Annotated in this window: 12 protein-coding genes; 7 read left to right on the forward strand and 5 right to left on the reverse strand. The window is 42.5% G+C overall.

Annotated features, from left to right (window positions below; translation table 11 throughout):
* The first annotated feature begins 65 nt into the window (after nt 1-65).
* The 4 genes from G5B00_RS11950 to G5B00_RS11965 all read left to right on the forward strand — a co-directional run bounded on the left by G5B00_RS11950 (nt 66) and on the right by G5B00_RS11965 (nt 4,764).
* Nucleotides 66-1,508: a lipopolysaccharide biosynthesis protein gene (locus G5B00_RS11950; protein ID WP_163875484.1), complete on the forward strand. Its 1,443-nt coding sequence runs from the start codon at nt 66-68 to the stop codon at nt 1,506-1,508.
* A 12-nt stretch (nt 1,509-1,520) separates the two neighbouring features.
* Nucleotides 1,521-2,894, forward strand: coding sequence for a hypothetical protein (locus tag G5B00_RS11955; RefSeq protein WP_163875487.1), 1,374 nt, complete (start codon nt 1,521-1,523; stop codon nt 2,892-2,894).
* Nucleotides 2,878-3,993, forward strand: coding sequence for a CapA family protein (locus tag G5B00_RS11960; protein ID WP_163875490.1), 1,116 nt, complete (start codon nt 2,878-2,880; stop codon nt 3,991-3,993). Before G5B00_RS11955 ends, G5B00_RS11960 begins: the two co-directional genes overlap by 17 nt.
* Nucleotides 3,994-4,059: 66 nt before the next feature.
* On the forward strand, nt 4,060-4,764 hold the full coding sequence (locus tag G5B00_RS11965; protein ID WP_163875493.1) for an FkbM family methyltransferase: 705 nt from the start codon (nt 4,060-4,062) through the stop codon (nt 4,762-4,764).
* On the opposite strand, the gene G5B00_RS11970 is transcribed toward G5B00_RS11965, so the two are convergent.
* The 5 genes from G5B00_RS11970 to G5B00_RS11990 all read right to left on the reverse strand — a co-directional run bounded on the left by G5B00_RS11970 (nt 4,761) and on the right by G5B00_RS11990 (nt 9,734).
* A complete protein-coding gene (locus G5B00_RS11970; RefSeq protein WP_163875496.1) occupies nt 4,761-5,504 on the reverse strand; it encodes a DeoR/GlpR family DNA-binding transcription regulator in 744 nt (247 codons plus the stop codon). The two genes, G5B00_RS11965 and G5B00_RS11970, sit on opposite strands and share 4 nt — an antisense overlap.
* A gap of 30 nt (nt 5,505-5,534) precedes the next feature.
* On the reverse strand, nt 5,535-6,299 hold the full coding sequence (locus G5B00_RS11975) for a hypothetical protein (protein ID WP_163875499.1): 765 nt from the start codon (nt 6,297-6,299) through the stop codon (nt 5,535-5,537).
* Nucleotides 6,300-6,360: 61 nt separating this feature from the next.
* Nucleotides 6,361-7,086: a YebC/PmpR family DNA-binding transcriptional regulator gene (locus tag G5B00_RS11980; protein ID WP_163875502.1), complete on the reverse strand. Its 726-nt coding sequence runs from the start codon at nt 7,084-7,086 to the stop codon at nt 6,361-6,363.
* Nucleotides 7,087-7,089: 3 nt separating this feature from the next.
* Nucleotides 7,090-8,037, reverse strand: coding sequence for an NAD-dependent epimerase/dehydratase family protein (locus G5B00_RS11985; protein WP_163875505.1), 948 nt, complete (start codon nt 8,035-8,037; stop codon nt 7,090-7,092).
* 32 nt (nt 8,038-8,069) lie between these two features.
* Nucleotides 8,070-9,734: a lamin tail domain-containing protein gene (locus G5B00_RS11990; protein ID WP_163875507.1), complete on the reverse strand. Its 1,665-nt coding sequence runs from the start codon at nt 9,732-9,734 to the stop codon at nt 8,070-8,072.
* Nucleotides 9,735-10,373: 639 nt separating this feature from the next.
* Here G5B00_RS11990 and G5B00_RS11995 point away from each other — a divergent pair.
* The 3 genes from G5B00_RS11995 to G5B00_RS12005 all read left to right on the forward strand — a co-directional run bounded on the left by G5B00_RS11995 (nt 10,374) and on the right by G5B00_RS12005 (nt 13,134).
* The gene (locus G5B00_RS11995; protein ID WP_163875510.1) at nt 10,374-11,024 is read left to right on the forward strand and encodes a hypothetical protein; all 651 of its coding nucleotides are present in this window, start codon (nt 10,374-10,376) and stop codon (nt 11,022-11,024) included.
* Between the two features lie 271 nt (nt 11,025-11,295).
* On the forward strand, nt 11,296-11,604 hold the full coding sequence (locus G5B00_RS12000; RefSeq protein WP_013632691.1) for a helix-turn-helix domain-containing protein: 309 nt from the start codon (nt 11,296-11,298) through the stop codon (nt 11,602-11,604).
* Nucleotides 11,605-11,691: 87 nt separating this feature from the next.
* The gene (locus G5B00_RS12005; protein WP_163875513.1) at nt 11,692-13,134 is read left to right on the forward strand and encodes a DUF4099 domain-containing protein; all 1,443 of its coding nucleotides are present in this window, start codon (nt 11,692-11,694) and stop codon (nt 13,132-13,134) included.
* The last annotated feature ends 12 nt before the right edge of the window (nt 13,135-13,146 follow it).

The following is a 13,146-nucleotide window of genomic DNA, read 5'->3' on the forward strand; positions in this document are numbered from 1 at the left end:
GGTATCTTGCTTTTTTATTATACACAGCGAAAAACTTTTCTAACTTTGAGTGATCGATTTGATATATGAGTGATAATGCCAAACATTTGACCCTTAAGGGCTTATTCTGGAATGCCATCGATAGATTTGGCAATCAGGCTATAGTGACTATTGTGGGAATCGTGACGGCACGCGTCCTCTCTGTCGAAGATTTTGCAGTCGTAGCTGTATTAACGATTTTTTCAACGGTAGCAACTTCCTTTATAGACAGTGGCTTAGGAACATCATTGGTCCGTACTAAGGTTGTCGAAGAGAAAGACTACTCCAGCATGTTTGTGTTCAATCTAGCAATCAGCAGCCTTCTCTATCTGATTCTTTTCTTTGCCGCACCATTTATCGAAGACTTCTATCACATCAAAGGCTTGACGCTATATGCGCGTGTCCTATTCTTACAACTGCTCATTCATGCTTTTGGTATAGTCCAATATATCAAAACCTTGAAAAATATGCAGTTTAATATCACGGCGCGTGTAAATATACTGTCCATCTTCCTGTCCGGCGCAATTGCCATAGTGATGACCTTTCTGAGTTTCGGTGCTTGGGTATTGGTTTTGTTGCCGGTTCTTAATTCGGTTTTTCGGACAACTTTCTTTTGGATCTGGGGGGATTGGAGGCTGGATATGCGTGTGAGCAAAAGTTCCCTAAAAAAACACATGGGATTCTCGCTCTCTTTTATGGTTGCCAATCTATTCGGCAAAACCATATCCCCCTTGTACAACTCTATCATCGGAAAATATTATAATACCCTCCAAACGGGTTATTATTATCAGGCCAATAAATGGGGCGAAACCCCAAATCTACTTATTTCCTCCGTGGTTCAAGGCACAACTCTTTCCACGTTGACATTGCTTCAGGATGATCCTCCCCGGTTCCTCAATGCCTGTAGAAAGACCATGTCTACACTGTCGTTTGTCTTGTTTCCCGTGAGCTTATTTGCTATCAGTGCGGCTGAGCCGGGATTTGTATGGGTACTAACCGACAAGTATCTCCATGCAGTAGGGTACTTCCAATTGCTCTGCTTTGCCGGACTGTTTATTTCATTGACCGAGCTGAACGTCAATTTTATCAATATCAAAGGCCAATCAAAATATGCCTTGCAGCTGGAAATTGTGAAGATCGGCTTGGCCTGTTTATTATTGTTCCTGACTTACGACAAGGGTATCCTGTACATTATCTGGGGGCAGATGACGGTTCGGATTATTTGTTTTATCATCTCTACATTGTTTAGCCGACGTGTATATGGCTATCATCTGGGCTTACAGTTGAGGGATGCACTGCCTTCATTTCTGATGGGTGCAGCGGCAGCCTTTATTTGTTATATGCCACAATATTTTTCTATATTGAACAATCCCTTTGCCATGCTTATTTTGCAAGGGATTATTTTTCTACTGATTTATAGTGGACTTAGCCATCTTACCCGCAATACCATTTGGACGGATGTGCTCGAGTTGGTAAAAAGGCGTTTTTAAAAAAAGACTTACATGGAAATAGCTAGAGGGAATTGGATCGGTTTTCAAACAGTATTCTATCACGAACGCACGGGAAATTACGGCACGAATATCCATGATGTTATTGATTACGGAAATTTTGAGATAGACCTATTGGGATTGGCGGCTTATCTGGATTACGGTTACTGTGTATTTGCCCATACGCCTGTCAAACATGTACGGTATCTTCTGCCCCACCAGAGCTTACATCTCGCGGATGGAAAAATCTACATTCAGGATAATCCGGACACCACATTGGATCTTCTTGACAAGACGACGCATGAAGAAGACGTACTACAGATGATCAGCAAAGACGTCAACAAATGGGCATCTTCTCTTGAAGGGGACATTCTAATCCCTACCAGCGGCGGATTTGACTCGAGGCTGCTGAATGTAGTATTGGAGGACAAAACACGTGTGCATGCCTATACCTATGGCACTTCCCAAAACCAAAGTGATTCCAGAGAGGTCGTCTATGCACGTGAACTGTCCAAGAGGTTAGGCACAAAATGGCAACGTATAGAACTCGGTAGGTTTAATGCTTATCAGGACGAATGGTTTGCACAATTTGGTTGCTCTGTAGGCTCATTCGGAACCTACCATATTGAATTTTTTGATAAAATAAAAGCAGTCGAAAACCAAAATAAATTGGGGCTGTTGAGTGGAATCATCGGTGATGCTTGGGCGGGTGCAGTGCATGTAAAGCCAATAGAGCATGTTGGAGAATATCGGTCAATAGGGCATACCCACCAAATGACTGCCGATGCCAAAAAAGCGATGACCGCAGATTATACCGGTCTCGTGGAACACGTTTTTTCGGCACAAAAAGATTTATTAAAAGATCCTAAATACCGCATCATCACCGCCATGCGAACCAAAATGATGCTTTTGCAATCGTTGATGTCTATTCCTGCCCATTTTGGATTTGCAGGCCATTCTCCGTTCCTGGATGAAAAAATAGCCCTAAGCATGCTCAATATTGTGGATGAAAGACGAATGAATCGGGTCTGGCAAAGAGATTATTTTCGAAAGAACAATATTCTTTTTGAAGAAGAAAAACATTCATATACCTATCAAAATTCACTCAATTACTATGCGTTATTGCATCATGAGTTGGAACCTTTGAACATTGAAGTACTACGAGAGGTAATCAAACCTTCCTATCTTGCATGGATAAACAGAAAATTACAGCATATCCATACCAAACAACGGATATTCCAGACATTGATGCACACACCTAAAGTAAAAGGAGTCATGAAATTGTTGGGATTCAAAAACGATCTTATGGAGGCATATTTTGCCTACACGACAATCAAACCTTTGGAAAAGCTACTATTAAAAAGAAACCATCATGTCCATATCCCATAAATTATTGTTTGTTGGGGATGTTGTACTGCATTCCAAGCCTCAGTTTTCAACAGAAATCCAGCAACTGTTTCGTGCTTCAATCATGCGTTGCTGTAATGTGGAAGCCCCTCTGCAAGGTGCCGGAAAGTCTGTAGACAAGACCGGGCCATTGGTGTATCAAGCCGCACGTGCGGCGGAATGGCTACAAGAGTTAGGTTTTAATTTATTTGCTTTGGCCAATAACCATATACACGATTATGGAGATGAGGGATTATTGGCGACGCGAAATTCCTTTCCTTTAGATAGTATTGTGGGAGCTGGACGTGAAGAGGATGCTTACGGCATGTGCGCAAAGACTATTGATGGTATAAAATATGGCTTTGTGGCTTATGGGGAGAATGGCTACGGAGCGTTGAACGGAGACAGAAACGTAGGCTATGCGTGGGTAAATCACCCAAGAGTAGATCGTGATATTGCAAGATTCAAAGCGCAAGTAGATGTACTGATCGTACAGGTGCATGCCGGTGTAGAAATGTTGGACGTACCTCTTCCCGAATGGAGAAAACGCTTTTACGAAATAATGGATCAAGGGGCGGATATATTGATTGCCCATCATCCACATGTGTTGCAAGGGATAGAGCTTTATAAAGACAAACCCATCTGTTACAGCCTGGGAAATTTTTATTTTGAGTACCCAAGTGATCATCCCCAATGGAATATAGGTGGCCTTTTGGAGATAGAGCTAAAGGATGCCAAATTCCACCACTGTAATCTGCATGTCGTGGAGAAAAAAGATGTATCCGTCGTTTTATGGGACAAGGAGCGCGCAAACACATTACTCGAACGCTTGAACGATAAACTATCGGGATCGACGTATGAACAGTATGTGGATCGAGAAGCGGTGACTCTCTGGAAAAAGCATCATGCTCAATATTATGCAAAGGCTGTCAATGGCATGGTCGATTATTCTTTTAAGGGTATACTCAAATCCATTAAAAGAATGGTATCCAGCAGAAAAGTTGATTACAATATGATGTGGCACAATTTGTGTATTGAAAGTAATCTCTGGCTCGTAAAAAGAGCCATTCATCGACTAAAAAAAGGCCATGACACTCCATAACACAACCCTACAATTCTCATCAAAAGGTAGTTGAATTGTTTTTAATGTATTATATTTCCATGGATTATGGACAAAATAAAAAAACTCATCTTAAAATATCTTCCTATTCATAAATTTTTAAGCTTTCGGTCTTATTCTCAAGATGGTGAAGATATGGTCATCCGAAGCTTTTACCAACATCTTAAAAGATATAAAGGTTTTTATGTGGATGTTGGTGCGCATCACCCTTTTAGATTCTCCAATACCAAATACTTTTATAATAAGGGGTGGAGAGGCATAAATATTGAGCCTTCTCCTGAAGTAATGCCATTATTCCGGTTGTTTAGGCGACGGGATGTCAATTTAAATTTAGGGATAGCCGAACGCGAAGATGAATTGACTTACTATTGTTTCAACGAGCCTGCATTAAACGGTTTCTCCAAAGAATTGTCGGAAAAACGAGATACGGAAAACTCACCTTACCGACTTTTGAAAGCGATTTCGGTCAAAACAATGCCCCTTAAAAAAGTATTGGATGAATATCTTCCTAAGGGGCAACACATAGATTTTTTGAGTATAGACGCAGAGGGATTTGATCTCATCGTTCTCAAATCCAATGATTGGCAGCATTATAGGCCTTCATTTGTACTGGTCGAGGACGATATCGATCTATCCGAGATGATGGAGTCCGAAATATATAAACAGATGTCAGCCCTCCACTATAAATTGGTTGCGAAAACTTCCCGCACATTGATATTTCAAGACGATGCAAACAGCATACAAAATGATTAAATCACCGTAATGCTATTGGCAAAATCTTTCAATGCTCTATCCTTCGGATCCATATCGGTAATCAAATAGGTGACTTCTTTCAAAGGAGCTACCCGCATCTTTTGATTAGAGTTTAGCTTTTCGACAATGCTGAGGATAGCAAGGCTCTTCGAGCATTTGATCATCGCCCGCTTGATCTGTACGACTTCCCAGTCTGAATCGGTAATACCTTCCTCTATCGACAAACTGTTCGTTCCCAAAAGGCACAGATCTACCCGAAGATCGGAAAGTTCATTGATCACTTGCGAACCTGTCACGATATTTGTGTTCCTGGAAAGTTTGCCACCCAAAAGAATGACTTCCAGGTTTTCTTTTTCAGCCAATTCCAAAGCAACCAATGGGCTGATCGTAAAGAAAGTGCACTGCAAATCGTTGGGAATCAGTCTCGCAAGCTCTATCATAGTGGTGCCACCACCGATAAGGACGGTCATACCACTTTGGAGCAATGAAATGGCTTTGCCGGCGATTTCCTTCTTGCCTTCCTTGGCATATACATCGCCATTCTGGAACGGAAACTGAAAAGACTTGGACAATGCACCACCATACACCTTGATAAGCTTGCCATTTTCGGCCAATTCGTTTAGATCTCTCCTTATCGTGTCTTCGGATACATTCAATTGTAAGCTTAGGTCAGTCGAAAGTACCTTATTGTGTAGGTTGATCTGATGGATAATATATGCTTGTCTTTCCTCTTTTAACATAATGAACGTATTTGGGTATAAAAAAGCCTTCTACTGGCCGGAAGAGTCTGGATCAATTTTGTTGGTTTTGGTTACACCTGCTTTGAATCGAGGCTTGAAGCCCGATGGTTTACTCGCTTGATCCGGCTCAGGTTGCTCATCGCTTGCCGTGGCTTCAGGTTCTTCTTTGATAACGGATTTTGTTACACCAGCCTTAAAGCGAGGCTTGAAGCCTGCGGGTTTTTGTACAGTATCTTCATTTGATGCCGAGGATGGAGGAACTTCAACCACTTTATCCTCTGTCTTAGTCACACCGGCTTTAAAGCGAGGTTTGAAACCTGCGGGCTTTGATACAGCCTCTTCGTTTGATTCTGACGGTGAAGGAGCTTCAACCGCTTTATCCTCTGTCTTGGTCACACCGGCCTTAAAACGGGGCTTGAAGCCTGCGGGTTTATTTTCCTGCGCAGTAACAGTAGGATTGGTATCGGCCGTAGGTTCTGATTTTTCGGGCTCTATAGGCTTGGTCACATTGGCTCTGAATTTGGGTTTAAAACCTAAAGCTTTGTTGGTGCCACTAGATGTAGTTACAGCTTGTTCTGGTGCAGCGGTTTCGATTTTCTGAACCGGTGCTTCCTCCTCATGTAGCCTATAGCTTTTTCGAAGTTTGTTGAACCAAAATTTCTTCGTATGGTCAAAACTCTTTTCGCCCATAGCATGGTAATGCCGATGGAATTCGGTATAGAGTTCCGGCTTCGCATTCCTCAATGCCTGAAGGTCTATTTTCTTTTTAGCAAAAAACTCTTCGAAAGTTGCCATGTACAAATGTAAGGATAATAAGAAAGAGGGCAAAGCCCTCTTTCTTATTATCCTCTACCAATTATTCCATATTGTGATATACAGCCTGTACATCGTCATCTTCTTCGATCTTATCGATCAGTTTTAAGACATCGGCAGCTTGTTCTTCACTCAAAGCGGTGTGGGAAAGGGCGATTCGTTCTAATTTTGCGGAAGTCACTTCGACACCTTTCTCTTCCAAAAGACGCTGCATGTTTCCAAAGTCTTCAAAAGAAGTCTGGACGACGACTTGGTCATTGCCCTCCTCATCAGCTTCTACATACAACTCTTCCAATCCCCCATCGATCAGCTCCAATTCCAATTCATCCATATCCAAATCATCGTTTGCAGGAAAGCGGAAAATGGATTTGCGTTGAAAAATAAAGTCCAACGATCCTGTTTTTCCCAGTGACCCGCCTGCTTTGGTAAAATAGCTACGGATATTGGCCACCGTACGATTGGTATTGTCTGTCGCCGTCTCTATCAGCACAGGCACACCATGTGGGCCGTAGCCCTCGTACACATACTCTTCATAACCTTTGGCGTCCTTCTCCGATGCTCTTTTGATAGCAGCTTCTACCCTATCTTTAGGCATATTGACTGCCTTGGCATTCTGTATAGCCGTCCGTAGCCTAGAGTTGTTCTCTGGGTGCGGCCCACCCTCTTTTACAGCGATGGCTATCTCTTTTCCCAATCGGGTAAACTGAACCGCCATCTTGGCCCAGCGTTTAAATTTTCTTTCCTTTCTGAATTCAAAAGCTCTACCCATTCTCTACTGTTTGTTTTTAAGGTTGTTGATCATATCTTCTGCCATCTTAGGTAGATCAAAAGCTAAGGACCAGTTCCAATCTTTACGGGCATATTCGTCATCGATACTCTCTGGCCATGTATCCGCTATCGCTTGGCGCGGATCTCCTTCAATGTAAGACATTTCAAAATTAGGAAGAATTTTTTTAATTTCAGTGGCAATCATTGCCGGTGTGAACGAAATTCCACCCAAATTATAACTGGAACGTACGCGGATATTTTCTGCGGGTGCATCCATCAATTGAAGGGTTGCCCTGACCGCATCATCCATATACATCATCGGCAAAGCCGTATCTGCAGAAAGAAAGCAAGCATAAGAGCCTTTGGCCAGCGCCTCGAAGAAAATGTGTATGGCATAATCCGTCGTACCTCCTCCGGGTGCTGTCTTCCAGGAAATAACACCCGGATAGCGGATGCTCCGGACATCCAGACCATATTTGGCATGATAATATTCACACAGCCGCTCTCCCGCCAGCTTGCTGATGCCATATATGCTGTTGGGATCCATGGTACAATATTGCGGTGCCGCCGTTTTGGGCGAGTGAGGACCAAACACAGCAATAGAGCTTGGCCAAAAGACCTTTTTAATACCCAATTCGAGGCATAGATCCAATACATTCAGTAGACCGTTCATATTCAGATCCCATGCTTTCTGCGGATATTGCTCTCCTACGGCCGAGAGCATGGCTGCCAGCAAATAGACCTGTGTGGGTTTATGTTTTACAAAGAGTTTTTTCAACCCCTCTTTATCCAAGACATTTATCGTTTCGAAGATCTCGTCACTTCCTCTATGCTGAGGCTCTCTGATATCAGAAGTGATGACATTGGATACCCCAAATTTTTTGCGCAGGGCGATGGCCAATTCTGTGCCGATCTGACCATTCGATCCAATGATTATTATGGTGTCTTTCATCAAGCAAAGATAGTTTATTTATTTGCTAATTGTCAATAGGCCAACGTCTGACGGGTCACAACAAAACCGCCTTTTTGCAGCTCTCGAACACCTTTTGCAGTATATATCTCGACGGAAAAAATGTATATCCCAGAGGGTACAAAAGTGCCGGATTCGGCACGGCAATCCCAGGTGACCTTGCCCATTGAACCTGCACTCTGCTGTCGAATCAATCGGCTGATTAATCGTCCGCTTTCTGAGAAAATATGCACATTCATCATATAGTCCGAAGCATTCAATTCATAGTTTATTTCCAAAAAATCTTCGAATCCATCTTGATCCGGAGATACGGTTTTGGAACTTAAAAAAATTTTATTTTTTTTCAAAATAAGGTCGTTTTGTACAGAATTTTTGTAACCCGGTGTAGCCCCTCCGCTCCAAGTGGAGGCCGAGCGGAAGTTGTCGTGCGCATTGGTCGGGTTATCCGGTGATTGGCGCTCGAGCGAAATCCCTTTTTCATTCTTGAGAAAAGGCTGGTGCATATCCGCATGGTAAGATAGCGAATCAATCATCTTGTCGGGAGAAAATAAAGTAACTATACCTTTTTGGTTGGCATAAGCCGGCAAACGGGGCATAGCATGGACAAATTGGTTTTCATCCGTTTTATAATGAGTGTACAGGACGGTCGGATCGGTTGTCAGTGCCAAGTGCTGGCCGGGATGGATGAAAAGCTTTTCCGTACTGATTACTCTCGTTCCTAACTTCCAGTCCTGTAAGTTGACGGGATGATCGCTTCTATTCAGTATTTCCACAAAATCTACTCCACCAGGCCTAGGATTGAACAAGACCTCATTGATCACAATATCGTTGTACTGGATATCGCCTTGTTGGAATAGGGTCATGTCCTCCACATCCATATCGTACCCACACCACCGCACACCCTTACTTTTCAATGTATAAATGAGGTTCTTTTCAAAGTCCCGATTAAAGTAAAGGTAAAGTGTATCTTTGGAAGAGGAGATTTCAATACGCTCAGGAATACCCATATGCGGAGCTACCTCAAAATTCTCCACATGGAAATCCATATCTTCAACTGTTGTATTCCAAGAAAGAGCAAGTTTGTTGTTTTCTATTCCGGCGGAGTTGACAAAGATTTGCGGCATACGATACAAATCGTAGACGGAATTAGACACACAAGGTGTGCCTCCTAACGGATGATCAGAGGCAATCCAATTGAAAGAAACATTACAGCGGATATTCGGATTGATCCGTTCCAAACTCCATCCGCCATTTCTTTTGGCCGTACTTCCATACCAACGATTCGAATACTCTACCCGATCAATAAGTTCCTCATCACGAGTCAGCGAAATGATTGCCCCTGTATTGTTGAGTGCTGGCCATCGGCTCAATGCTAACGCATCTCCAAAAGGCTCAAACTGGGGCAAAGCTGCACTGCTGCATAGGACGACAAATTGTTGTGGAGATAGGCTGTAAGACGGCAGATCGACGAGGGTATTGCCGATCCCAATTCGGTATGCTGCCAATTCGATGGTCTCCGTACTGTTGTTGAACAGCTCAATATATTCGTACGGCGGCAACTGTCCATTATTAGGATTCGCCATGATCTCATTGATGACCAATGTCGTTTGGGCCAATATTCCACATGAAATAAGGTTCATCCCAAACATCAATACCATATGACGTAATGGATACAGCATACTCTTGGCTAGCATAGGCAAAGGGCAGACTACAAGGTCTGCAACCCCTCGCTATTTAATCGCAAGATAACAAATATTCGTGAAAAAATAAAATATTCCGAGAACTACTGTAAGTGGGTATATTCAACAATTGCTTTTATTTATCAGAATAATGAACTATCCACCGATAAAGCCATTAAAGAAGGTCGATCATACTTATTTCTTTCATTTCTTTCAAAGTGATCGATGCAGGAAAAAGATGTCAATTCTTTTGTTTAGGATTATAGCACAATAACGGTGTTTTAAATTATATTTACGGAATTATATTTTATTTCAACGTCGGTTTATATTAAACTAACGCTTATAAATTATTTTATACCGTTATTTTATTTATTAATTACGTTAATTAGACATATTTTTCTATTATTTTAATCTATAATGCTGTTGATATAATATACTATTACGTATTTATATTTTATAATATTGTAATATAAATATATTTTAACGTTTATTTATATTAAAAATACGTTGTTATATTTTTAAATACCGTTAATACTAATTCTATTAACGCTATATTTGTATATAATTACATTATGTTGCCTCACAATGAGTGTCATTATTTAATCCAAAATATAAACAAGTACATCTAAAATTTTAGTTATGAGCTATATACGTGTATTAGGAGGCTTTGGTCAGCATAGAGATAGCGTGTTATTAGTAGAAGCGGATATTGTGCTTACTGCAATGGAAGGGAATCCTCACTTTCCGGATCCCACTCCATCGCTTTCAGAACTGGAAAGTGCCTATAATGAGTATTTGATGAATTTGGCGCGAGTCAACTGGACACGCGGACGTGTCGACAGGGAGCTCAAACGGGAGAGTAAGGCAAGATTAGCCACTTTATTGGGCGAGCTGGCAGCCCATGTCAATTTTGTGGCCAAAGGGAAATTGTCCATCCTGTATACATCGGGGTTTCCCGTGTTTACAGGACGCAAGAAAGGCATGGTACCGGGAGTACCTACGGGCGGGCGGCTTTCTGATGGGCGACTCCTCGACGAAATCCGCTTCGATTTTAATCCGTTGGGCAGAGATCTGACCTATGAGTGCAGGTATGCGGTATGGACGTCATATGATGAAGTTGAACCCCATTCGCCTAAACTCCAGTGGGAGAATTCACTTTTTACTACCCGATCCCGGAATAACGTGATTAAAGGAATGCCGTCTCGATCAACAGTTTTCATTAAGGTACGTGCGATAAATAGCCATGGAACTGGGGACTGGAGCGATATTGTGAGTTTGAGGATACGGTAGTGTTTTGATTATCTTAAAACAGAAAAGGGGCTGTATCAAAATGAACGATACAGCCCCTTTTTTTGCCCGTTTGCCTATATGTGTCTATCGGCAAATCCATTGATTTGGATGCCGACCGATTGACCAAAAGTGCGAAAAGCTCCTAAAAACAGCACTTTACATGAATTGTAAAAAAATGAAAAAAGTGCCTTTTTGATAGACACGTATCGGAAGACAGCCTGCGCCAATCGCTCCAATTTTGTGGTGTTAGAAATCATTAAAAGTATTTGTTATGAACATCGACAGAATGGAATTTATCGCATGGATGGAACGTATAATGGAGCGTTTCGATATTTTGAAAGAGTACGTCCTAAACATCAAGAAAGAACGGCACAGCATAGACGGCGAGGAACTACTGGACAACCAAGACCTGCTCCTCATGCTGAAAATCAGCCACCGTTCCCTGCAACGATACCGCTCCACGGGCAAGCTACCGTATTACACCATCAGCGGAAAACTGTACTACAAACTATCTGATGTACACCAGTTCATCAGGGAAAGTTTCAAAGCACCTATACGGCGTACAAAAGAAAACCGATGACAAACCCTACCACGAAAAGACAGGTACGGCATAGCCGTACCTGCTTCGCCTACTTTCGGGCAATATAATCTTTAAATAATCAATATCATGAGCGAACAGACAATTGAAAATCCACAGCAATATCCCGAACAGCTTTCGGATGTGCTGTTGGTGATGGACAAGGAAAAAAAGAAAATCCAAGCGGTCACGGGTGTTGACGAAAACGGCAATCTGAAAACTGTTGATGCCACCAAGAAGAACCAAAGCCAATTTATGCGGGTTGAGAGAGCCGGAGATTTATTTACAAATTTCTTCTCCAACTTTTGGCGACAGCTTAAAGACCCGACCCATTTTTCATTCTTCAAAGTACCTGCAAAGGAAGCGGTCGAAACCGCCAAAGAAATGCAGAAACAGCTAGATGCACCCACCAAAGAGGGCGAGGCTGTCATGGCAAAGCATGAGGTCAAAGAGCCAAAGGAGCAACAACAGGAAACCAAAAAGGATGTGGAAGCACCACAGGCGACACTGGAAGCGCAGCAATCACAGGAAAAAAGCGAATACCGCTATAAGGCGGAAGATGTGGACTGGAATTATTTAGCGCAATTTGGGATAAACAAAGAGAGGCTTGACAAAGACGGGCAATTGGATTTGCTGTTAAAGGGCTATAAGACCAATAAGGTATATCCCACAAGCGTCAATTTCGGTGCGGTTATCATGCGCTCGGATGCAAGGCTCGGTTTTCAAGACGGTGAAGACGGAAAACCTGTACTTATGATGTACGGTGTACGGCATGAACCCAACCTCAAAGCCCCTTTCTTTGGTCACGAGTTTACCAAAGAGGACAGGGAAAACCTGCTCAAAACCGGAAACATGGGGCGTGTGGTGGAATTGACCAACCGCAAGACAGGCGAAAAGATACCGTCCATTATCAGTATCGACCACCTAACGAACGAGGTTATCGCATTCCGGCAGGATAGGATAAAAGTACCCGATGAGATTAAGGGCGTAAAACTGACCGAAGACCAAAAACGGGATTTGAAAGATGGGAAAGCCATTTATTTAGAGGGGTTGGATTTTAAGAACAGTACGAACAAAAATGCCCATGTGCAGTTCAACGCCGACAAAAAATATACGGAGTTTCTCTTTGGTGATAAAGCCCCCAAACAGACACAGGAAAACGACCCGAAATACTACCGTGGCAAAACGTTCTCCGATGAACAATACAAGCAACTCACCGAGGGCAAGACGATTTACGTTTCGGATTTCAAGGATGGAAAAGGAAACCCGTATAAAGGATATGTCACGCTTAACAAAGAGACGGGAAATTATGATTTCAGCTTTAAAAACCCCAATGCGTTGAAAAATAAGGCACAGCCTACCGAGGCGCACAAAACACAGGTTGCCGTAAACTCCAACGGGAAAACCAACGAGGCTACCAAGAACATCAACGAGCCTCTGAAACCGGAGCAACAAAAGCCGAAAAATCAAACACAACAGCAACGGCAGAATGAACACAACCGTCCGGCTAAATCCAAAGGGGTAAGGAGATAACACCATTAAAAA

The sequence above is a fragment of the Parapedobacter sp. SGR-10 genome (assembly GCF_011030405.1).
In the GTDB taxonomy this organism is placed as follows: Bacteria; Bacteroidota; Bacteroidia; order Sphingobacteriales; family Sphingobacteriaceae; genus Sphingobacterium.